At 74.6% G+C, this 20,593-nt stretch carries 16 protein-coding genes; 6 read left to right on the forward strand and 10 right to left on the reverse strand.

The window, feature by feature from the left end; translation table 11 throughout:
* The first annotated feature begins 49 nt into the window (after nt 1–49).
* Nucleotides 50–1,852, forward strand: coding sequence for a dynamin family protein (locus AB0J24_RS17360; RefSeq protein ID WP_358682318.1), 1,803 nt, complete (start codon nt 50–52; stop codon nt 1,850–1,852).
* Complete coding sequence (locus AB0J24_RS17365; RefSeq protein ID WP_358682321.1) at nt 1,849–3,318, forward strand: dynamin family protein; 1,470 nt, start codon at nt 1,849–1,851, stop codon at nt 3,316–3,318. Before AB0J24_RS17360 ends, AB0J24_RS17365 begins: the two co-directional genes overlap by 4 nt.
* On the opposite strand, the gene AB0J24_RS17370 is transcribed toward AB0J24_RS17365, so the two are convergent.
* Nucleotides 3,315–3,644 carry a nuclear transport factor 2 family protein gene (locus AB0J24_RS17370; protein ID WP_358682323.1) on the reverse strand — a complete coding sequence of 110 codons (330 nt, stop codon included), beginning with the start codon at nt 3,642–3,644 and terminating at the stop codon, nt 3,315–3,317. The two genes, AB0J24_RS17365 and AB0J24_RS17370, sit on opposite strands and share 4 nt — an antisense overlap.
* A gap of 102 nt (nt 3,645–3,746) precedes the next feature.
* On the opposite strand from AB0J24_RS17370, the gene AB0J24_RS17375 reads away from it, so the two are divergent.
* A complete protein-coding gene (locus AB0J24_RS17375) occupies nt 3,747–4,568 on the forward strand; it encodes a MerR family transcriptional regulator (RefSeq protein WP_358682325.1) in 822 nt (273 codons plus the stop codon).
* A gap of 6 nt (nt 4,569–4,574) precedes the next feature.
* Here the strand turns inward: AB0J24_RS17375 and AB0J24_RS17380 are convergent, their stop codons facing one another.
* Nucleotides 4,575–7,712 (reverse strand): LuxR C-terminal-related transcriptional regulator, encoded by a 3,138-nt coding sequence (locus AB0J24_RS17380; RefSeq protein ID WP_358682328.1) that lies wholly within the window; start codon nt 7,710–7,712, stop codon nt 4,575–4,577.
* Nucleotides 7,713–7,806: 94 nt separating this feature from the next.
* On the opposite strand from AB0J24_RS17380, the gene AB0J24_RS17385 reads away from it, so the two are divergent.
* Nucleotides 7,807–8,439, forward strand: a complete 633-nt coding sequence (locus AB0J24_RS17385; RefSeq protein WP_358682331.1) for a 2-C-methyl-D-erythritol 4-phosphate cytidylyltransferase — start codon at nt 7,807–7,809, stop codon at nt 8,437–8,439.
* A 21-nt stretch (nt 8,440–8,460) separates the two neighbouring features.
* Here AB0J24_RS17385 and AB0J24_RS17390 read toward each other — a convergent pair whose 3' ends face one another.
* Nucleotides 8,461–8,874: a hypothetical protein gene (locus AB0J24_RS17390; protein WP_358682334.1), complete on the reverse strand. Its 414-nt coding sequence runs from the start codon at nt 8,872–8,874 to the stop codon at nt 8,461–8,463.
* Nucleotides 8,875–8,993: 119 nt separating this feature from the next.
* Nucleotides 8,994–10,190, reverse strand: coding sequence for an N-acetylmuramoyl-L-alanine amidase (locus AB0J24_RS17395; protein WP_358682336.1), 1,197 nt, complete (start codon nt 10,188–10,190; stop codon nt 8,994–8,996).
* A gap of 270 nt (nt 10,191–10,460) precedes the next feature.
* Here AB0J24_RS17395 and AB0J24_RS17400 point away from each other — a divergent pair, with 270 nt between their 5' ends.
* Nucleotides 10,461–12,299 carry an acyl-CoA dehydrogenase gene (locus AB0J24_RS17400; RefSeq protein WP_358682339.1) on the forward strand — a complete coding sequence of 613 codons (1,839 nt, stop codon included), beginning with the start codon at nt 10,461–10,463 and terminating at the stop codon, nt 12,297–12,299.
* Nucleotides 12,300–12,368: 69 nt separating this feature from the next.
* Here the strand turns inward: AB0J24_RS17400 and AB0J24_RS17405 are convergent, their stop codons facing one another.
* From AB0J24_RS17405 to AB0J24_RS17420, 4 genes are all read right to left on the reverse strand, one after another.
* Complete coding sequence (locus AB0J24_RS17405; protein ID WP_358682342.1) at nt 12,369–12,794, reverse strand: CBS domain-containing protein; 426 nt, start codon at nt 12,792–12,794, stop codon at nt 12,369–12,371.
* 94 nt (nt 12,795–12,888) lie between these two features.
* Complete coding sequence (locus AB0J24_RS17410; protein WP_358682345.1) at nt 12,889–15,606, reverse strand: VanW family protein; 2,718 nt, start codon at nt 15,604–15,606, stop codon at nt 12,889–12,891.
* Between the two features lie 76 nt (nt 15,607–15,682).
* On the reverse strand, nt 15,683–16,003 hold the full coding sequence (locus AB0J24_RS17415) for a co-chaperone GroES (protein WP_358682348.1): 321 nt from the start codon (nt 16,001–16,003) through the stop codon (nt 15,683–15,685).
* 246 nt (nt 16,004–16,249) lie between these two features.
* Nucleotides 16,250–17,440, reverse strand: coding sequence for an ATP-binding protein (locus tag AB0J24_RS17420; protein WP_358682351.1), 1,191 nt, complete (start codon nt 17,438–17,440; stop codon nt 16,250–16,252).
* A 466-nt stretch (nt 17,441–17,906) separates the two neighbouring features.
* Between AB0J24_RS17420 and AB0J24_RS17425 the strand changes: the two genes are divergently transcribed.
* The gene (locus AB0J24_RS17425) at nt 17,907–18,041 is read left to right on the forward strand and encodes a hypothetical protein (protein ID WP_358682353.1); all 135 of its coding nucleotides are present in this window, start codon (nt 17,907–17,909) and stop codon (nt 18,039–18,041) included.
* Between the two features lie 36 nt (nt 18,042–18,077).
* Here the strand turns inward: AB0J24_RS17425 and AB0J24_RS17430 are convergent, their stop codons facing one another.
* Together AB0J24_RS17430 and AB0J24_RS17435 are read right to left on the reverse strand one after the other, a co-directional pair.
* The gene (locus AB0J24_RS17430; protein WP_358682356.1) at nt 18,078–18,602 is read right to left on the reverse strand and encodes an FxsA family protein; all 525 of its coding nucleotides are present in this window, start codon (nt 18,600–18,602) and stop codon (nt 18,078–18,080) included.
* Between the two features lie 67 nt (nt 18,603–18,669).
* On the reverse strand, nt 18,670–20,589 hold the full coding sequence (locus AB0J24_RS17435; protein ID WP_358682359.1) for a 2-oxo acid dehydrogenase subunit E2: 1,920 nt from the start codon (nt 20,587–20,589) through the stop codon (nt 18,670–18,672).
* Between the last annotated feature and the right edge of the window lie 4 nt (nt 20,590–20,593).

Consider the following 20,593-nt stretch of genomic DNA (forward strand, 5'->3'; position numbering starts at 1 on the left):
ACGACGGGCGGCGGCCGGAACCGCCGCGGAGCGATGGGGGCGTCGGCAGGTGGCAGTACCGGAAGCGGTAGGACTGGTCGACCTCGCCCTCAAGGCCGTCGCCGCCTACGACCGCCCGGACCTGGCCCCGCGGCTCAAGCAGACCAAGGCCCGGCTGAGCGACCCGAACGTGCGGGTGCTCGTCGTCGGCGAGTTCAAGCAGGGCAAGAGCCAGCTGGTGAACGCCCTGGTCAACGCCACCGTCTGCCCGGTCGACGACGACATCGCCACCGCCGTGCCGACGCTGGTCCGCTACGGCGAGGAAACGACGGTGACCCTGGTCCGCGACCAGGACGGTGGCGAGCGCTCGGAGCGGACCCCGGTCCCGCTCGAACAGCTCGCCGAGTACGTCTCGGAGGGCGGCAACCCCGGTAACCGGGCCGGCCTCACCCGCGCCGAGGTGACCCTTCCCCGCAAGCTGCTGCAGAGCGGTCTCGTCCTGGTCGACACCCCGGGTGTGGGTGGCCTCGGATCGGCCCACGGAGCCGCGACGATGTCCGCCCTGCCGACCGCCGACGCCGTGCTCCTGGTCTCCGACGCCAGCCAGGAGTACACGGCCCCCGAGATCGACTTCCTGCAGGCGGCACGCAAGCTGTGCCCGAACGTCGGCTGCGTCGTCACCAAGACCGACCTCTACCCGCACTGGCGGCGGATCGTCGAGCTCGACGAGGGCCACCTGCGCAACGCCCGGATCGATGCCGACCTGTTGCCCGTCTCGTCCGCGCTGCGGCTGCACGCGGCCCGGACCCAGGATCTCGACCTGATCGCCGAGTCCGGCTTCCAGGCACTGGTCGGTTTCCTGCTGCGCAAGGTCGTCTCCCGGGCCGACGACCTGGACCGCAGGTCCACCAGCCAGGACGTGCTCGTCACCTGTCAGGCCCTCGAGTCGAAGATGCGCGCCGAGCTGATGTCGCAGAACGACCCCGAGCGGGCCGGCGCGCTGGCGAAGGAGCTGGAAGCCGCCCGGAGCAGGGTGGAGGCCCTGCGGCAGCGCTCGGCTCGCTGGCAGACCACGCTCAACGACGGCGTCGCCGATCTCATCGCCGACATCGACTACGACCTGCGGGACCGGCTCCGGGCCGTCTCCCGCGACGCCGAGCAGCTCCTCGACGACGCCGACCCGAAGGACATCTGGGAGCAGTTCGCCGAGTGGTTCCACAAGCAGGTCTCGCACGCCGTCGCGCAGAACTTCGTCTGGACCACCGAGCGGGCCCGCTGGCTGGCCGAGCAGGTCGCCGAGCACTTCGCCGAGGACGTCGACGTCCAGCTGCCCGAGCTGCGGATCTCCGGTGGCGCGGTGGCCGGCAAGGTGGACGCGCTGGAGATGCCGGTCGGGGAGCAGTTCGGCGTCGGCCAGAAGCTGTTCGTCGGGATGCGCGGCGGCTACGGCGGCCTGCTGATGATCGGTCTGGCCTCCACCGTTGCCGGGTTCGGGCTGCTCAACCCGCTGTCGATCGGGGCGGGTCTGCTGTTCGGCGCGAAGACCGTCAAGGACGAGAAGAAGCGGCTGGTGCAGCGCCGGCAGGCCGACGCCAAGAACGCCGTCCGCCGGCACGTCGACGAGGCGACCTTCCAGGTCGGCAAGGACTCGCGGGACAACCTGCGCCAGATCCAGCGGGAGCTGCGTGACCACTTCACCGCGCTCGCCGAGGACCTCTCGGAATCGTTGAAGGAGTCGATGACGGCCGCCCAGACCGCGCTGAAGGACGACGCGACCCGGCAGAAGCGGGTCGCCGACCTGGAGGCCGAGCTCGAACGGGTCGGCGGTCTCGCCGAACGGGCCCGCAAACTGGCCGCGGCGGTGGAGTCGTGAGCACCCTCACCGACCAGGTCCGCGGGCTGCTGCGGCGCACGCTCGACGCCTACGGCGACTCACCGCAGGCCGCGAGCTGGTTGCGCCACCACCTGGAACGGTTCGACGAGCCGCTGCGCGTCGCGATCGCCGGGAAGGTGAAGGCCGGCAAGTCGACGCTGCTCAACGCGCTCGTCGGGGAACGGATCGCACCCACCGACGCCGGTGAGTGCACCCGGATCGTCACCTGGTACTCCGACGCGCCCGCCCCCGGCGTCCGGATGCGGATGCGCGACGCCGGGCCCGATCGCCCACTGACCCTGACCCGGCGGGACGGTGCGCTGCGGATCGACCTGCAGGGCGCGCCGGTGGAGGCCGTGGACCGGTTGCTCGTGGACTGGCCCTCGCAGCACCTGCGGCGGACCAACCTGATCGACACCCCGGGGATCGCCTCGCTGTCCGCCGACACCTCGGCGCGGGCCGGGGAGTTCCTCACGCCCGAGGACGCTCCGTCGCCCGCCGACGCCGTCGTCTACCTGATGCGCCACCTGCACGCCGGTGACGTGCGGTTCCTGGAGTCCTTCCACGACCGCGGGGTCGCACGCGCGACCCCGGTCAACACGATCGCGGTGCTGTCGCGGGCCGACGAGATCGGTGTCGGCCGGCTCGACGCGCTCACCTCGGCCCGGCGGATCGCCCGCCGCTACCGAGGTGACGACAAGCTGCGCGGGCTGTGCCAGACCGTCGTCGCGGTGGCCGGTCTGCTCGCCGAGTCGGCCCGCACGATGCGTCAGGACGAGTACGTGGCGCTGGCCGAGCTGGCCGCCCTGCCCCGCGCCGACGTCGAGGCGCTGCTGCTGTCGGCGGACCGGTTCGGCCGCACCGAGCTCGACCGGCCGGATGCCGCCACCCGGGTCCGGTTGCTGGAGCGGTTCGGGCTGTTCGGGGTGCGGCTGGCGAGCACCCTGATCCGGCAGGGCACGACCGACCCGACGGAACTCGCCGACGACCTGGTCCGCCGGTCCGGGCTGGACGAGCTGCGCCGCGTGCTCGACACCCAGTTCTCCGAACGGCGTGACCTGCTGAAGTCGCGCTCCGCGCTGCTCGCCGTGGACCTCGTGCTCACCCGGGAACCCCGGCCGGCGACCCACGCGCTGCGTACCGAGGTGGAGCGGATCCTCGCCGGGGCGCACGAGTTCGTCGAGCTGCGCGCGCTGTCCGACCTGCGCGCCGGGAAGGTCGTCTTCCCCCCGGACGCCCTCGCCGACGCCGAGCGGCTGCTCGGCGGTGAGGGCGGCTCCGCGCTCGCCCGCCTCGGTCTCGACGACGCCGCGGGACCGCGCGAGGTGCACGACGCCGCGACCGACGCGCTGCGCCGGTGGCGGCGCCGGGCGGAGAGCCCGCTGACCGGCCGGGCCTCCGCCGAGGCCGCACGGATCGTGGTCCGCAGCTGCGAGGGACTGCTCGTGGCGCCGGTCTCGCACTAGGGGGCCGGGACCGGGCGGATCAGCAAGCTCCCGATCAGCGAGCCCGCGACGCCGAACCGGAACAGCAGCGTCACCGGACTCCCCGGGAAGTCCCCGCTGATCCGGACCCGAGCGAGGTGGCCCTCGCCGTCCGCCCCGGACTCCAGGACCTGGTGCTGCACCGCCGGGACCGACGCGCGCCATCTGCGGATCGCGGCTCGCCCGCGGTACTCGTGCCCGTCGTCGGTGACGAGGGCGTCATCGGTGAACAGGGCGACCAGCTCGTCGACGTGTTCCGGTGCGCTGAGCGCGAAGTAGCGGTCGGCGAGGTCGTGCGGTGCGGTCATCGGGATCCTTCCCACGGTCGGTCCGGCCGAGCCTGCCGTCTCCCCCGGGGGGAGGGTCCATCTGCTGGCCCCTCCCCCCGGGGGAGGGTGCAGGCTGGCGGGGTGACCGCCCTGCTGAGCATCGGTGACTTCTCCGCCGTGACCCACCTGAGCGTCCGGACGCTGCGCCGCTACCACCGCGACGGGCTGCTGGAGCCCACGCACGTCGACCCGGGCAACGGGTACCGCTGGTACAGCGCCGACCAGGTCGCCGACGCGCAGGTGATCCGGCGGTTCCGGGAGCTCGACATGCCGGTGGCCGAGGTCGCGCGGATCCTGCGGACCACCGATCTCGATACACGCTCCACCCTCGTCGCCGGGCACCTGGCGCGGTTGGAGGACCGCCTCGCCACGACCCGCAACGCCGTCGCGGCGCTGCGCCGGCTGCTCGACCCGACCGGGTCACCGGTCACGATCACCCGACGGAGCGACCCGGCCCGCCGGGTCGCCGCCGTGCGCGGCGACGTGACCCACCACATGGTGCAGAGCTGGTACGCCGAGGCCCGCGCCGAGATCGATGCCGCGCTCGCGGTGGCCGGCGCGCGGGCGGCCGGGCCACCGGGCGGGGAGTACGCGAACGCGCTGTTCACCGGTGGTTCCGGTGTCGCGACCGTGTACGTCCCCACCGACCGGGAGATCGCCACCGGCCGGGTGCGCACCGTCGAGCTCCCGGCGCGGGAGCTGGCCGTCACCGTGCACCACGGCCCGCACGACGACATCGACATCACCTACGGGGCGCTCGGGGCACACCTGGCCGAGCACGCGCTGGTCCTCGGTGACGGGGTCGTCGAGACCTACCTGGTCGGTCCGCGGGACACCACCGATCCGGCCGCGTGGCGCACCGAGGTCGGCCGGGCGGTGTTCCGCACCTCGGGCCGGCGCTGACCCGCTTCAGCCGCGCTCGTCGAGGATCCGGCGCAGCTCGTCGAGCAGCTCGCTGCGGCTGCCGACGCCCAGCCGCTGCCGGATCCGGGCGACGTGGTGCTCGACCGTCTTGGCCGAGATGAACAGGGCCTCGCCGATCTCCTTGTGGGTGCGCCCCTGCACCAGCAACCCCGCCACCTCCAGCTCCCGATCGGAGAGCAGCGAGGGCGGCGGCTCGGTCCGGGCGGCGCCGCCTGCCCGGCCCGGATCGCGGGCCCCGCCGCGCTGCGACCCGGGCCCGTCGGCGGCACCACGGGGTCCGGCCGGTCCGGCTCCGGGCGCACCGGCGGTCACGGGGACGCGGCCACCGCGCGCCGCGGCGCCGTCCGCGTCCGGCCCGGTACCGGCCGAGCCGCCTTCCGGTCCCGCGCCGACCGGGCCTGCACGTCCCGGCCCGGCGCCTCCCGCCGCTGCGCTCCCCGCGCCGCCGGTCCCCCCCGGCCACGTGCTCGCGGACGCCGCGGCGCCGGTTCCCGCGCGGTCCGACCGGCGGCCGGCAGCTGCGTCGTCCGGTGCTGTTCCGTCCCGGACCGGCCGGCCCTGCGGGCGCACGGCGTCCGGTGCTCGGCCGTCCGCGTCACCCGAGCCCGAACCCGAGCCGGCGCCACCGCTGCCGTCCGGGGCGGCGCCGCCCGAACCCGTGCTGTCCGAACCCGTGCTGTCCGAACCCGTGCCGCTCGGATCCCTGCTGCTCGGGCCCCTGCCGTCCGGACCCCGGCTGTTCGGACCCGTACTGCCCGGGCCGTGCGACCGGCCACCGGGGCCGGCCCGGCCGGTCGCGTTCGCCGCGCCCTGCAGCGGTGCCGTCCGCACGTCGGCACCGGCGACCTGCAGGGCCCTGGCACACGCGAGCAGCGCGGACACCGCGCGCCGGTCGTCGGTGCGCAGCGCGGCCTGCCCGGCCAGCCGGCCACCGTCGAACGACAGGCCGACCGCGTGCAGCCCGCGCGCCGCAGCCTCGACCGCCTCCGGGTCGACCCGCCCCTCGATCACCCCGACCCAGTGCGGTGCGGCGGTCGCCATCGCCTGCGCGAACCGGCTGCCGGACGCGGCCCGCTCCAGGGCCGCGGTCTGCTCGCGGGCGGCGTCGGCGTCGTCGACCAGGATCGCGGCCTGCAGCTGCGCCCAGTGCAGCGGCGCGGCCCACAACGCGGGCCGGCCGAGCCGGTCGAGCAGCGTCTGCGCCTCGTCCAGGTGCGGACGCACCCAGCTCTCCTCACGCAGCCGGGTCGCCGCCGTGACCAGCTCACCGAGCGGCTGCAGCACGAACAGGTCGACCGGGTGCCGGACGATCGCCTGCCGGGCCCTGGTCCAGGCGCGCATCAACGCGCCCAGGTCGGAATTGCGCCGGGCGATCGCGACCTGCAGGGCGGCGGCCAGGAACTCGTCACGCGGCTCCAGCGGGCGACCCCCGGCCTCGGTGTCGACCGCGTCGAGCCGCTCGGCGGCCGGGCCGGTGGCGCCGCGCAGCAGCGCGATCCAGCCGAGCAGCAGCCGGTGCCTCGGCCGCGCCGGGGCCCCGCCCAACCCGGTCCGCAGCGCCCGGTCCAGCACCGAGGATGCGACGTCGAACTCACCGGTGTGCACCGCGACCAGGGCGGCGAGCGCGGCCGGGGTGTCCGGCAGCAGCGCGGCACCGTGCGCGCCCTCCAGCAGGCCTGCCGCGCGGGCCAGACCGGACAGCGCGGCGGTCGGCGACCCCTGCACCGAGTCCAGGATGCCGCGCGCGGTGAGGTCGTCGGCCCCGTCGAGCAGCGTCGGCGCCCGGCCGGGGACGATCGCGCCGGCCCCGCCGATCTCGCGCGCCTCCTCCCAGGCACCGGTCCCGATCAGCACCGGGACGGCCGCGGCCGGCAGCGGCTCCCCGGCCACCGCGGCCGTCCACCGGTACAGCTCCGCGCTGCGGACCAGCAGACCGCGGCGGGCCAGCACCGCGGCCGCGACCGATCCGGCGCGCACCGCATCCTCGGGCTCGACGGCGTCGGCCGCGGACAGCACCGCGTCGGCGTGGCTGAGCGCGCCGTCGAGGTCGCCTGCGACCAGGTGCGCCTCGGCGCGCCGGGCGGCCACGGTCAGCGGGGGAGTCCCGGCCGCGACCGCCTCGGCGTAGAGGCGGACCGCATCCGGGTGCTCGGAGCGGGCCGCCTCGGCGGCGGCGGCCCGGAACACCGCGGCGGCCCGGTCACCACCGGCGCCGGAACCGCGCAGCGTCCGGGCGACGGCGAGCACGCTGCCGCCGCGGTCCAGCTCGATTTCGGCGAGCGCGCGGCGCAGCTCGGTCCGGCGGGCGGGCGGGACGCGGCCGCGGACGGCGTCACCGACCAGCGGGACCACCCGGCCGTCCGGGGTGCAGAGACCGGCGGCGACGGCCCGCTGCACCAGCTCGTCCAGCTCGTCGATGCCGCTGCCCGCGGCGTCGGCGAGGCCGAGCAACGGCACCAGGACCTCGCTGTCGTGCGGTGCGCCCAGCGCCGTCGCCGTCACCAGGTCGACGACCCGGCGGTCCTCGGCGTCGATCGCGTAACCCAGCTGCTCGGCCAGCTCCGGCGGGACACCCGCGCCGGCCCCGGACCCCCCGGTCGCCGCGAGCAACCGGTCCACCAGCAGCGGCGAGCCCGCGGTGCGCTCCAGCACGACGCGCACGGTCTCGTCGGACGGCCGGGCACCGGTGATCCGCACCGCCCGGGCCACGACACCGGCCGCGTCGAGCGCGCCCAGCACCAGCGGCGGCGCCGACGCGGCGAGCGCCGCCCCGAGCCGGGCGAGCGCCCGCCCGCGCGGCCACGGCCGGAACGCGACGACCAGCCGCGCGTCCGGGCCGGCCGCGAACGCGCGGAGCTCGTCGAGGGCGTCGTCGGGGAGCTCGTGCGCGTCGTCGACCACCACCACCCGCCCCGGTTCCGCAGCGGGGGTGCGGACGACCTCGGCGCCGGCGCCGGACCAGACCCGGACCAGCTCCCGCAGCACCACCGACTTCCCGGACCCGGCAGGCCCTGTCACGGCCAGCGTCCGTGGCGCCGCCGGGTCCTCGGTGACCGCGCGGACCAGCGCGGTCGACACCGGGCCACCGGCGAGCGGAGAGGTGGTCGGGGCCGTCGCCGTCACGTCGCTCCTTCTCGCTCCCGTCCCCCGAACGGGGTGTTCGAGGCTATCGGGTGCGGTCATCGGGGTCCGGCCGGGCCCGGGCAGGATCACCCCTGTGGTGGACGAGGTGTGGGCGATCGTGCTGGCCGGTGGGCGCGGGAACCGCTACGGGCGGTTGAAGCAGCTGGAGGAACTGGCCGGTGCCCGGCTCGTCGACCACACCGTCGGCGCGGCGCGGCGCACCTGTGACCGGGTGGCGCTGGTGCTGCCGCCCGGGCTGGACTGGGACGGGCCTCCGGTGGACGCGCTGGCCACCGGAGGCGACCACCAGTCCGAGTCCCTGCGTTCGGGCCTGGCCGTCGTGCCGGACGACGCCGGGATCCTGGTGCTGGCCGATCCGGCGCACCCGCTCGCCGCGGACCGGATCTTCCGTGACGTCGTCGCCGCGGTCCGCGACGGCGCGGACGGCGCGGTACCGGTCGTCCCGCTGCTGGAGGTCGTGCAGCGGGTGGTGGACGGCGTGGTCGTCGAGACGTTGCCCAAACAGGACACCGTGCTCACGCAGTCCCCGCAGGCGTTCCGGGCAGGCCCGCTGCGCGCGGCGCACGCGGACGCACCGCGGCCGGTGGAGAACTCCGGGCTGCTCGCCGCGCGCGGGCACCGGATCGTGACGGTGCCGGGGGACCCGGCGAACCTGCACGTCGCGACCGAGCAGGACCTGGACGTCGTACGGCGGCTGGCGGGCTGAGCCCACCGGCGGGCGGGCGGCTCAGCCGCCCGTGGGCGCCCCGGGGACGGCCAGGTAGTCCGAGACACGCGGGGTGAACGACGCCAGCGCGGCGACGACGGTCAGCACGGCCGCGGCGACGCCGAGCCCGACGAGCACCGCCGGGGCCCCGGTCGGCGCGGTGATCGGCACCGGCGTGCCCGGCGGCGCCAGCGCCAGCAGCGCACCGACGGCGCCGGCGAGGACCAGCCCGGTACGGGCGCGGGCCCGCCCGGCCAGCATCCGGTGGGCGAGCGCGGTCGGCACGGCCAGCATGATCAGGACGAGGGCGGTGGTGGTGAGCACCCCGCTGCGCGGGGGTGTCGTCGCGGCGACCAGCACCGCCGCGACCTGCGTCAGGACGGCTGCTGCCCACCAACCGACGGCGCGGCGCAGCTGCGGTGGGGGCTCATCCATGACGTCGCCGATCCATAGTGTCACCGATCCATGATCCCGCTGAGAATACCCGACAGAGCTCTGCTTTCCGCCCGAAACGCCCATCCCGCCTCGGCGCCGTGCACCCGGGCGGGGCGACGTCAGCGGTCCAGGACCCCCGGCGGGTCCTCGGCGACCGGCACCGGTGAGCCACCGGTGCCGAGCAGCCGCTGCCAGACCGGGTGGTCGACGACGTCCGGCACGCTCTCCACCTTCCGGTACGCCGCCAGCACCTCGACCGCTCGCGCGGCGTCGCCCTCCGACCCGGCGTGCACGGTGCGGGCGAGCTCCGGCCACGACTCACCACCGAGGATCCCGTTCACGTCGTCGGCGCGGTGCGCGGTCTGGAACGCCGTCACGGCGGCGACGGTGCGGTCGTCGTAACGGCCGTCCGGCTCGCCGTGCAGCGTCCCCGCGTCACGCAACAGGTACTGGGCGGCCTCGACGACGGCACCGGAGGCCCCCTCACGCAGCAGCGGCCAGCTCGCCTTCTCGGCCTCGGTGCGGGACAGCCTGCGTCCGAGCAGACCGGCCACCTCGGAGCGCAACCGCGGCAGCATGCGGTAGAGCCGGTCACCGGGGCAGATCGTGTTGCGGTAGTCGCGGTGGCCGTAGAGCTCGGACGGTGCGATCCCGTACTTCAGGCAGATGTAGGCGCAGGTGGCGCGCAGCGAGTTCCAGAGCGCCGGGGTCGGGTCGACGCCGATGTAGGTGCCCTCGTTCTCGATCCCGATCGCGATCACGTTCTGGCCGGGACTGTGCGCGCCCTCCACGACACGCCGGCCCCCGTTGAGCTCGCCGAGGCTCCAGAGCCTGCCTTCCATGATGTGGCCGCCACGGGAGATCGTGAAGTGCTGGCCGGAGTCCAGCCACCCGTTGCGGTCCATGTGATAGGCCTGGATGCTCCGGGCGAGCCGGTGTGCCGCGGCCACGCTGTAGTCGGTGGTGTTCGCGCCCGCCGTGTGGTGCACCAGGATCCGGATCGGCCGCCGGTCCCAGATCTTCGGTGGGAACTTCGGCTTGCGCGCGCCCCATTCGAAGCAGCGCGCGATGTACGGGGCCCGGACCGCCTCGGCCAGGGCACCGGCCCCGGCCGCAGGCCCGGGCATCCCCTGTGGCCCGGGCACCGTGTCCGGTCCCGGCACGCTGCCGGGCCCCGGCACCGGATCGGTGGTCGGCGGCTCACCCGCGTACGCCTGCCCGGTGAGGGCCGGCACGACCAGCCCGGCACCGGCCGCCGCGCCCACGGCCAGCGCCCCCCGCCGGCTCCACCGGGACCGGCCCTCCGCGTCGCCCATGGTCGTCCGCCCTTCCGGACGTCACCCGATACCACCGGCGTCGTCCTGAGTCACATGCGCCACGAACGTCCCCTGCGTCTCTGGCGTCACGTCATTCTCGGCCATCACACGCGATCCACGAGTCGGGCACGCCGGACGAATACGTCACTCGCCCGTGTCGCTGCGCCGGACGGCGGCGGCCTTGCCAGTAGTTACCGACCGGTAATACCCTATGGGGAGTTACCGGCCGGTAATGAGATCGGCCCTGGCAGGAACGGCGGTGAAGGACCGATGGGCCACTACAAGAGCAACCTGCGCGACCTCGAGTTCAACCTCTTCGAGGTCTTCCGCATCCAGGACCACCTCGGCTCCGGCCCGTTCGAGGGCGTCGACATCGACACCGCCAAGGGCGTGCTCTCCGAGCTGTCCGCGGTCTGCACCGGCCCGCTCGCCGAGCACTACGCCACGATCGACCGCAACCCGCCGGTCTTCGACCCGGCGACCTTCTCCGTCACCACACCTCAGGAGCTCAAGGACGCCTACAAGGTCCTCTGGGACGGCGAGTGGTGGCGCCTCGGACTGCCCACCGAGCTGGGCGGCTACGGCATCCCGCCGTCCGTGCAGTGGGCGGCGTCGGAGATGATCCTGGGCTCCAACCCGGCCGTCTTCATGTACCTGGCCGGGCCCAGCTTCGCCGCCGTGGTGCACCGCAACGGCACCGAGGAACAGAAGCGGTGGGCCGAGCTCATGATCGAGCGCGGCTGGGGTGCGACGATGGTGCTGACCGAGCCGGACGCGGGCTCCGACGTCGGCGCGGGTCGCACCAAGGCCGTCGCGCAGGACGACGGCACCTGGCACATCGAAGGTGTGAAGCGGTTCATCACCTCGGCCGAGCAGGACTTCACCGAGAACATCATGCACCTGGTACTGGCCCGCCCCGAGGGTGCGAAGCCGGGCACCAAGGGCCTGTCGCTGTTCCTGGTGCCGAAGTACCACTTCGACACCGAGACCGGTGAGCCCGGCCAACGCAACGGTGCCTTCGTGACGAACGTCGAGCACAAGATGGGCCTCAAGGCGTCCACCACCTGCGAGCTGACCTTCGGCGCGCACGGCACCCCGGCCGTCGGGTGGCTGCTCGGCGAGGTCCACGACGGCATCGCCCAGATGTTCCAGGTCATCGAGTACGCCCGGATGATGGTCGGCACCAAGGCCATCGGCACCCTGTCGGCCGGCTACCTGACCGCGCTGGAGTTCGCCAAGGAGCGGGTGCAGGGCGCCGATCTGACCCGGATGACCGACAAGACCGCGCCGCGGGTGACGATCACCCACCACCCGGACGTCCGCCGCAGCCTCATGCTGCAGAAGGCCTATGCCGAGGGCCTGCGCGCGGTCTACACCTACACCGCCACGTTCCAGGACCGGGTCCGCCTCGGCGGCGCCGGTGACGGGATCAGCGCCGAGCTCGCGGAGAAGGTCAACGACCTGCTGCTGCCGATCGTGAAGGGGGTCGGTTCGGAGCGGGCGACCGAGCAGCTCGTGCAGTCCCTGCAGACCCTCGGCGGATCGGGCTTCCTGCAGGACTACCCGATCGAGCAGTACATCCGGGACGCGAAGATCGACTCGCTGTACGAGGGCACCACCGCGATCCAGTCCCTGGACTTCCTGTTCCGCAAGATCGTCCGGGACAACGGCCAGGCACTGGCCCACGTCGCCGGCGAGGTCCAGGCGTTCGTCGACTCCGACGCCGGCAACGGCAGGCTCAAGGAGGAGCGCGAGCTCCTGCGCACCGCCCTCGGCGACGTCCAGGCGATGATCGGTTCGCTGACCGGTTACCTCTACGCCTCCGCCGAGGACACCACGAACCTCTACAAGGTCGGCCAGCACACGGTGCGGCTGCTGATGGCGGTCGGTGACCTGCTCGTGGGCTGGCTGCTGCTCCGCCAGGCGACGGTCGCACTGGACGCGCTCGGTGGCGCTGACGTCACGGCGAAGGACCGAGCGTTCTACGAGGGCAAGGTCGGCGTCGCGTCGTTCTTCGCCAAGACCGTGCTGCCCCGCCTGAGCGCGGACAAGGCGATCGTCGCCCGGGCCGACAACGCGCTGATGGAGCTGGACGAAGCCGCGTTCTGATCCGGCCCCGCCGGCAGAGGGCCCCGGGCGCGGACTCCCCGCCCGGGGCCCTCCCACGTCCGGCCGGTACTACCGGGCGATGTAGCTCTCCAGCTGCTCACGCTCCAGTTCGAGCATGTCGATCCGGGCCTTGACCAGGTCGCCGATCGAGACGATGCCGGCCAGCTCACCGTCCACGACCACCGGAAGGTGCCGGATCCGGCGGTCGGTCATGATCTTTCCCAGGTCGCCGACGCCGTCGTCCGGGGTGCAGGTCACCACGTCCGGCGTCATCACCTCGGACACCCGGGCGTCCAGCAGTCCGCTGCCCCGCTGGTGCAACCGGCGCACGACGTCGCGCTCGGAGACGATGCCGACCAGGCGACCGGCGTCCACGACGGGCAGGGCGCCGAGGTTCCCCTCGGCGATGAAGCGCAGTACCTCCGTCACCGGCGCGTCCGGCGCCACGGTCGTGACCGCGCTGCCCTTGCTCTTGAGAATGTCCCCGATCCGCATCCGGTCCCTCGATCCCTCGGTCGCCGTTGGCCGAGGGATCAGGGTACGAACGTGACGGACCTCTCGTCAGCTCCCGGGCACGCGGATCACCGGATCAGCCGCCGCAGCGCACGATCGGCTGAGGGTTGTACCTCACCGTCCGCGTCTCCGTCTTCGTCTCACCGGTCTGGACGTTGCGCATGGTGCGGGTGTCGGTCGCGGTGAAGCCCGGTGCGCCGTTGCTCGGGCTGCACGCCTCGCCCGCCGGGATGTCCACGACCTGCGGCTCGGTCGGGTTCGTCCGTGGCCCGGTCGTCGACTCGACCTCCCACATCTTCTGGCCGAGGAAGGTCACCGTCACGTTGCTGGGCGTCCAGTTCGTCCTGATCAGCACGGCGGTCGGTCCGTCGTTGCGGAACTTGACGTCGATCAAGTTGTTGAAGACCGTCGCCTCGCGGGCCACCGGGTAGCGGCTGATGTAGTAGCTGTGCTCCTTGTGCTCGACGTCGGTCATCCCGGCGAAGTACGACGCGTTGTACAGCGTCGTCGCCAGCTGGGAGACCCCGCCGCCGACCCCGCGCGCCGGGTGGCCGTCCTCGATGACGCCCGCCTCGACGTAGCCGTTCGCCTCGTTCCGGGGCAGGGTCACCGCGTTCAGGCTGAACGTCTCGCCCGGCGCGACGATCTGGCCGTCCACCGCCTCGGCGGCGCGCCGGATGTTCTGCCCCGAGTCGGCGGCGAACCCACCGGTGGTGAACGTGCTGATCTCGACCGCGTTCCCCAGGGACTCCAGGTCCTCGGTGGTGATCTCGGCAGGCTGCTCCGCGTACACCGCGGGCACCTCGCGCGGGCCCTCGCCGGTCAGGACCGGCAGGACGTTCGCGAAGGTCGCCTCGTAGTCGACCCCGCGGCCGTCCTCGGACGGGACCACCCGCGGCGGCGTGGACGCGAAGTCCAGCTCGGCGTCGACACCCGGGCGCTCGGTCTCGGCCAGCTGCGGTGAGGCCGCGTCCTCCAGCGTCTTCGTCGCGATCACCGGCTTGAGCTTCGCGGTCCCCTCCGGGTCCGCGGTGAAGCTCAGCGAGCTCGCGATCTGCTCCGGGCTGATGACGGCGTTCGCGCCCTCACCGGTGACCGTCAGCGGTCCCGAGACCGCGGGCCGGGCGACCTCGTCGATCGCCTGCTGGACGTCCGCGGGGGTGGTGACGGGCTGCTCGATGATCAGCGGCAGCTGCACCGGCTCGCCGTCCGCCCACCGCTGCTCGACGACGCCGACAGCCGCGTCGACGTCCAGCTCCTGGCCGGGCTCGGGCTCGACCGGGCGGGGGTCCAACCCCTCGAAGGTGACCGAACCCTCCTTCGGTTCCTTCATCACCAGCGGCGCCATCTGTTCGAGCGCGGTGCGCACGGCCCGGTCGTCGGTGGTGTTGACGACCGGCACGTCCCGGTGCCCGAAAAACGACGAGATGCGGGTGATCGGGTTGAGCGGCTGCTCCCCGGCCTCGTCGAGGGTGCGCTCGTAGTCCACCCGCAGGCCCGCGGCCCGCGGGTCGATCTCGCTCTGGACCTCGCCGGCCTGCACCGGCACCGGAGCCGTGGACCGAGGTTCGATCGCGGCCTGCAGCTTCTCGGTCGCCGCCGCGCGGGACATGCCACCGATCTCCTGACCGGCGACGACGACCCCACGCGGGACGCTGCCCGAGGAGAGCACGAGGTCACCCACGTAGGCCAGTGCCAGCACGCCGAGCGCGGCAGCCGCGATGATCAGCGTCTTCGGGCGCTTGCGGCCGGACCGGCCCTCGCCGCCGCCGTCACCTCCGCCCGGTCCTGCTGCGTCGGAGCCGGGCCCGCCCGGCCCGCCGGGACCGCCGGGTCCACCCGGGCCGGGGGCCGCCGTGCCGCCACCGGGCGCGGCCGCCCCTCCGGTCCGGATCCGCTCCGTCCGGGCAGCCGGGTCGGCGCGCTCGGCCTGCGCGGAGGCGGGCGTGACCCGGGGCAGGACGTGGGTCTGCTGCTCGCTCACCGGGGCGACCCGGACGGTGTCCTGGTCGGTCGCGGCGGGAGCGGCCGGGTGCTCGACGGTCGGGGCGTCCGCGGCCTGCGGGGTCGGGGCGGGAACGGTCGGGGAGCCCGGCTGCGGAGTGCCCGCGGACTCGTCGGCCTCCCCGGGGCGGGCCGGCCGGAGGTCGTTGCCCGGCTGGGTGGTGTGGTTCCCCCGATCCTCGCCCGGCTGACCGCCGGCGGCCGGCTGTGTCGCTGCGGGGGCGGTCGCTGCGGGGGCGGTCGCTGCCGGGGCGGCCGCCGCCGGGCCGGGCTGAGCGGCGGCGCGCGGACCGGGCGTGGGCCGCGGCGCGCCGCCTGCCGGGGCACCTCCGGTCACCGGGGCACCCCCGGCGGCCGGGGCCGGCCCGGCACCCGGCCGGGCGTCCGGCTCGGACTCCGGCCCGGCCGACCGGTCGGCCCCGGACTCGGCCGCCGGCCGGGCAGGCGCAGACTCGGCCACCGGCCGGGCAGGCGCGGAGTCGGCGCCCGGCCGAGCGGTCGCGGAGTCGGCGGGTGCCTGCTCGGCGGTCCCGGCCGGGTCCGCGGGCCGTGGTGACGGCGAGGGGCGGGCGCCGGACGCGGGCGCCACCGGGGCCGCGACCGCCGGGGCGGCCTGGCGTGCGGGGTCGGGGCGGGGCGACGGGCGACGGGCCGGCATCACCGGCCGGCCGGACGACTCCGTGGTCGCAGGACCCCCAACGGCCTCGTCACCGTCTCCCGTCACCGGATCGGGAGAGGGCGTCACCGGGTGCTCGGTGGCCTCACCGGGCGGCGACTGACGTTCGGGCATGACGTCGGACTTCCTTTCCGCACTGCCGTGATTCCCCACGGTTCCGCGCCCGCGCAGGGGCCCGCGGAGCCGGGGTTCAGAGGTAGAGACCGGTCCCGTGCTGGGCGGCCTCGCTGGCCACCGCGTGCAGGTCCCGCTCGCGCATCACCAGATGGGCGACCCCACCGATCTCGACCTCGTACTGGTCCTCGGCGGCGAGGAGGACACGATCGCCGGCCTTCACCGTGCGGACGTGCTGCCCCACCCCGACCACCTCTCCCCAGACCAGACGCTTGGCGACCTGTGCGGTTGCCGGGATGACGATTCCGGCCGAACTCCGTCGCTCACCGGCTCCCTCGATCGCCTTGATCATGACGCGGTCATGAAGCATCTGGATCTCGAGTTTGGGCTCGGCCACCCGCACGATGCTACGGGCCGGGCGGTGCGGGCCCGGCAGCGCCCGGGCGGTGCGGCGGTGGCCGTGGTGCGGTGTGACGACTGTGTGACGGTGGCACGGCGGCGGCACGGCGCGGCCCGGGACGTGGAACGCCCCGCGGCGCGACCGAGTCGGGGGTCCGGTAGCACCGCGGGGCTCACCCGGGACGTCGGCCGGCACCGCCGAAGCGTTACAACGCAACCGCTTTTCACTCGTACGGGTGAGTGCTCAGGTGTTCGCGAGCAGGTATCGCCCGAAGTGCGGGACGGTGAAGGCGATCTGGCCGCGCTGGGCCGAGAAGACCAGGCCCTTCTTCAGCAGGCTGTCCCGGGCCGGTGACAGCGAGGAGGCCCGCCGCTCCAGGTGCTTGGCCACCGCCGCCGTCTCGACCGGCAGGTCCTCACCGTCGGTGAGCTCGGCCATCGCGCGCAGGTACTCCCGTTCGGCCGGGGTGGCGCGCTCGAACCGGGACCCGAAGAAGCCGACGGCCAGCTCCGCCTCCGCCTCGGGGGCGGCCATCGCGACGTCGCGCACCCCGATCGGGCTGGTGGGCGCGGCGTCCCAGGCCGCCTTGCCGTAGGCCTGGACGAAGTACGGGTAGCCGCCGGAGCGCCGGTACAGGTCCTCGAGCGCCTCGCCGTCGAACGACGCGTCCTCCCGCTCGGCGGGTGCGAGCAGCGCGAAGTCGGCGTCGGCGCGGTCCAGCCGGTCGATCCGCGAGTACTTGAACAACCGCTCCGAGTACGACTTCGACGCCGACAGGACCGCGGGCAGGTGCGGCAGCCCGGCCCCCACCACCACCAGCGGGACCCGCGACTGGGACAGCTCGTGGCAGGCCGCGCAGAGCGCCGAGACGTCCTCGGGCCGCAGGTCCTGCATCTCGTCGATGAGCAGCGCGATGCCCGATCCGACGTCCTGTGCGAGCTCGGCGACCTCGGTGAACAGCTCGACGAGGTCGATCTCGATGTCCCCGGAGTCGGCCCGGCCGTTGCGGACCGGAACGTCGATACCCGGCTGCCAGCGGTCGCGCAGCTTGGTCCCCTCCGGTGACGAGCGCAGCGCGAACGCCTTGAGCACGCCCAGCACCTCGTCGATCCGCTCCGGGGCGCGGTGCCGCACGGCGAGATCGCGGATGGCGCGGTGCAACGCCGCCGACAACGGGCGACGCAGGTCGGCCTCGGGCCGTGCCTCGATCTTCCCCGCCCCCCAGCCGGCGTGCATCGCCATCGAGCGCAGCTCACCGAGCAGCACCGTCTTGCCGACCCCGCGCAGCCCGGTGAGCACCAGGCTGCGTTCCGGCCTGCCCCGCGCCACGCGTTCCAGGACGATCTCGAAAGCGTCCACCTCGCGGTCCCGGCCGGCCAGCTCGGGCGGGCGCTGCCCGGCACCGGGGGCGAACGGGTTGCGCACCGGGTCCATGATCCGACGGTATCCGCCGATCTTCCGGATTCCGTAGACGGTGATATCGAACGCCCGGCGTGTCGGCGGCGATCACCCGCCCGGCCCAGTCGCCGCACGGCCCACGAGAGCACCCGCGCACACCGCGAGCAGGACGACTCCCGGCCCGGCCGCGGGGTCCCGACCGGACGCGGCGCCGGCGGCTCCACCGGCCCGGACCCGGCCCTCCCGCCGGACCGTCCGGTCACCCGGAGCTCCGGCCCGGAATCTGTTCACGGAGAGTCATGACGTGGACGCGCTCCCACTGGTCCGGCGACGCCTGGTCGACAGCGTTCCGACGGTCCGTGAGACCCGGGGGCCGGAATCACACGAGTGTCGTCACGATCCGGTGGCTCCTGCCCATCGGCCTTCCAGAACCGGCTTTCACCAGCGAATATGACTACAGAACAGCATGTCGCACTCGTTCCCGCCCCCGGAAGGAAGCGCCGTGACCCGACGTCGTGGACGGCATCGCGCCGCCCAGACCCACCACTCGACGTTGCGGATGCGCCCGAACACGCAGCGTCGTCGTCGCCTGGAGAGCCTGCGCAACCTGCTCACCGGAGCCCGACCCGGCTGGTGACGCGATGCGGCGCCTGCCGGCGCGTCGGCCGTCCGGTCAGTCGCGCCGGTGCCGCTCGTCGTCCTCGACGACCTCGCCGTCGATCACCGGCCCTCCCCTGCCCGCGGGCCCGGTGATCGCGGAGTGCCCGCCGGCCCGGTGCGGCCCGGGCTCGGTGACCGTCTCGCCCTCGACGACCGTCGCGCCGTAGCGGATCCGCGCGGTACGCAGCCCCGGCGCGGCCCGCTCCGCGGCGCTGACCATCCGCCGACGCGCGAGTGCACGGGTCGGCGGGAACACCAGCGCCAGCCCGAGCAGGTCGGTGATCAGACCCGGCAGGAACAGGAGCACGCCGCCGATCGCGATCAGGAGGCCGTCGGTGGCCTCCTCGTGCGCGAGCTTCCCCCGCTGCACGGCGACTCCGAGCGCCCGCGCGGCGCGGATCCCCTCGCGGCGGGCGAGCAGGAGTCCCAGCACGGAGCCGGCGAGCAGCACCAGGATGGTCCAGCCCGCACCGATCCAGGAGGCCAGCGCGACGATCGCCAGCACCTCGAGCACGATGTAGAGCAGAACGAACGGCATGTCCCGACAACGCACGAGGACGCCGTTCTGCTCCCGATCCGTCCGAATTCGGCCCGACGGGCGGCGGCTACCAGGTGAAGGCGACCCCCGGGTCCTCCAGCAGGGCACCCACGTCGGCGAGGAACCGGGAGCCCTCGGCACCGTCGACGATGCGATGGTCGAACGACAGGGCGAGCCGGCACACGGTACGGACGGCGAGTTCGCCGTCGACCACCCACGGGGCCTGCTTGATCGAACCGACCGCCAGGATCGCGGACTCGCCCGGGTTCAGGATCGGGGTGCCGGTGTCGACGCCGAGCACGCCGACGTTGGTGATCGTGAACGTGCCGCCGACCAGGTCGGCAGGTGCCGTCCGGCCGGCCCGTGCGGTCTCGGTGAGCTCGGCCAGGGCCTCCGCCATCGGCCGCAGCGCCAACCGGTCGGCGTCGCGGATCTTCGGTACCAGCAGGCCGCGAGGGGTGGCCGCGGCGATCCCGAGCTGCACCCGCTCGTAGTAGACGATCTCACCGGCCCGTTCGTCCCAGGTCGCGTTCACGGCCGGGGTGCGGGCGGCCGCGAGACAGGCCGCCTTCGCGACGAACGCCAGCGGGGTCAGCTTCACCCCCGCGAACTCGCGGGAGGAACGCAGCCGGTCGCGCAGCGCCATCGTCTCGGTGACGTCGACGCTGAGGAACTCGGTGACGTGCGGCGCGGTGAAGGCACTGGCCACCATCGCGGCGGCGGTCGCCTTGCGGACGCCCCGGATCGGCACGCGTCGGTCGCCGGAGCCGGCCGGTGCGGCCGCAGGCGCGGCCACGTGCCCGGGGTCGGCCACCGGCGCGGCCGCGTGCCCGGGGTCGGCCGCAGGTGCTGCAGCCGGGACCCCGACGGCAGCGGCGGCAGTGCCGGGAGCCGGTCGGTCACCGGCACCACCGGAGATGGCCGGGGCGTCCGACGGCGCCGCACCGGCACCGGCACCGGCGCCCTCGGCCGGGGTCGCGGAACCGGCCACCGAATCCGGGCGGCCCTGCGGCGCGGGGGAGGCGGCCGGGTCCGCGAGGACCGGCCGGGTCGAGCCGCCCGCGGCGGCCTGCACGTCGTCGCGGGTGATCCGCCCGTGCGGTCCGGTGCCGGTCAGCGTGCGCAGGTCGACACCCAGCTCGCGGGCGAGCAACCGCACCGGTGGGGGCGCGAGCGGAACCAGCGCCGCGGCCGGGCCGGTCGACGCGACCGGGCCGATGGCGGCGTCCGACCCGGTGGCAGCGTCCGACCCGATGGCAGCGTCCGACCCGATGGCAGCGCCCGACCCGATGGCAGCGCCCGACCCGATGGCAGCGCCCGACCCGATGGCAGCGCCCGACCCGATGGCAGCGCCCGGGCCGGTAGCAGCGTCCGGGCCGGTGGCAGCGTCCGGCCCGACGGCAGCGTGCGCCCCGGTGGCAGTGGCGGCGCCGGTGGCGGCAGCAGCACCAGGGGCGTCCTGAGCACCAGCAGCGCCGGGGGTGCCGGGCACACCAGGCGCCTCCGCCCGGATCTCCGCGGCCTCGCCCGGCCCCACCGCGGCCGCCGCGGCCACCCCGGCGGGCGCGTCCGGTTGCCCGGGCCGTTGCGGCTCCGCGCTGTGCGCGCCGGTCGTGCGCCGCGGACGCCGCCGCACCGAGCCCTGCCGGGGGCCGTACCCGACCAGGGTGGCGATCCGGCCGTCCTTGCCCGCCTCGCCGATCTTCGCGCCCGACTCCTCGTCCGCGGCACCGGAGGAAGCCGCACCGGGGGTGTCGATGGCGATGATCGGTGTCCCGACCTCGACCGTCGCGCCCGGCTCGGCCAGCAGCTCGCCGACCGTGCCCGCCCACGGCGAGGGCAGCTCCACGGCCGCCTTCGCCGTCTCGATCTCGACGATCACGTCGTTGACCTCGATCGTGTCACCCGGCGCGACCCGCCAGGAGACGATCTCGGCCTCGGTCAGTCCCTCGCCCACGTCGGGCAGGTTGAACAGCTCACGCGTCATCGGG

Origin of the sequence: Pseudonocardia sp. NPDC049635 (genome assembly GCF_040659795.1) — a bacterium.
Lineage (GTDB): Bacteria > Actinomycetota > Actinomycetes > Mycobacteriales > Pseudonocardiaceae > Pseudonocardia.

What these genes read in the sequence shown, in the direction of transcription:
- AB0J24_RS17400 (WP_358682339.1), top strand. Translation starts at nt 10,461, where the DNA reads ATGGGCCACTACAAGAGCAACCTGCGCGACCTCGAGTTCAACCTCTTC.
- AB0J24_RS17370 (WP_358682323.1), bottom strand. Translation starts at nt 3,644, where the DNA reads ATGACCGCACCGCACGACCTCGCCGACCGCTACTTCGCGCTCAGCGCA.
- AB0J24_RS17410 (WP_358682345.1), bottom strand. Translation starts at nt 15,606, where the DNA reads ATGCCCGAACGTCAGTCGCCGCCCGGTGAGGCCACCGAGCACCCGGTG.
- AB0J24_RS17430 (WP_358682356.1), bottom strand. Translation starts at nt 18,602, where the DNA reads ATGCCGTTCGTTCTGCTCTACATCGTGCTCGAGGTGCTGGCGATCGTC.
- AB0J24_RS17405 (WP_358682342.1), bottom strand. Translation starts at nt 12,794, where the DNA reads ATGCGGATCGGGGACATTCTCAAGAGCAAGGGCAGCGCGGTCACGACC.
- AB0J24_RS17390 (WP_358682334.1), bottom strand. Translation starts at nt 8,874, where the DNA reads ATGGATGAGCCCCCACCGCAGCTGCGCCGCGCCGTCGGTTGGTGGGCA.
- AB0J24_RS17395 (WP_358682336.1), bottom strand. Translation starts at nt 10,190, where the DNA reads ATGGGCGACGCGGAGGGCCGGTCCCGGTGGAGCCGGCGGGGGGCGCTG.
- AB0J24_RS17420 (WP_358682351.1), bottom strand. Translation starts at nt 17,440, where the DNA reads ATGGACCCGGTGCGCAACCCGTTCGCCCCCGGTGCCGGGCAGCGCCCG.
- AB0J24_RS17435 (WP_358682359.1), bottom strand. Translation starts at nt 20,589, where the DNA reads ATGACGCGTGAGCTGTTCAACCTGCCCGACGTGGGCGAGGGACTGACC.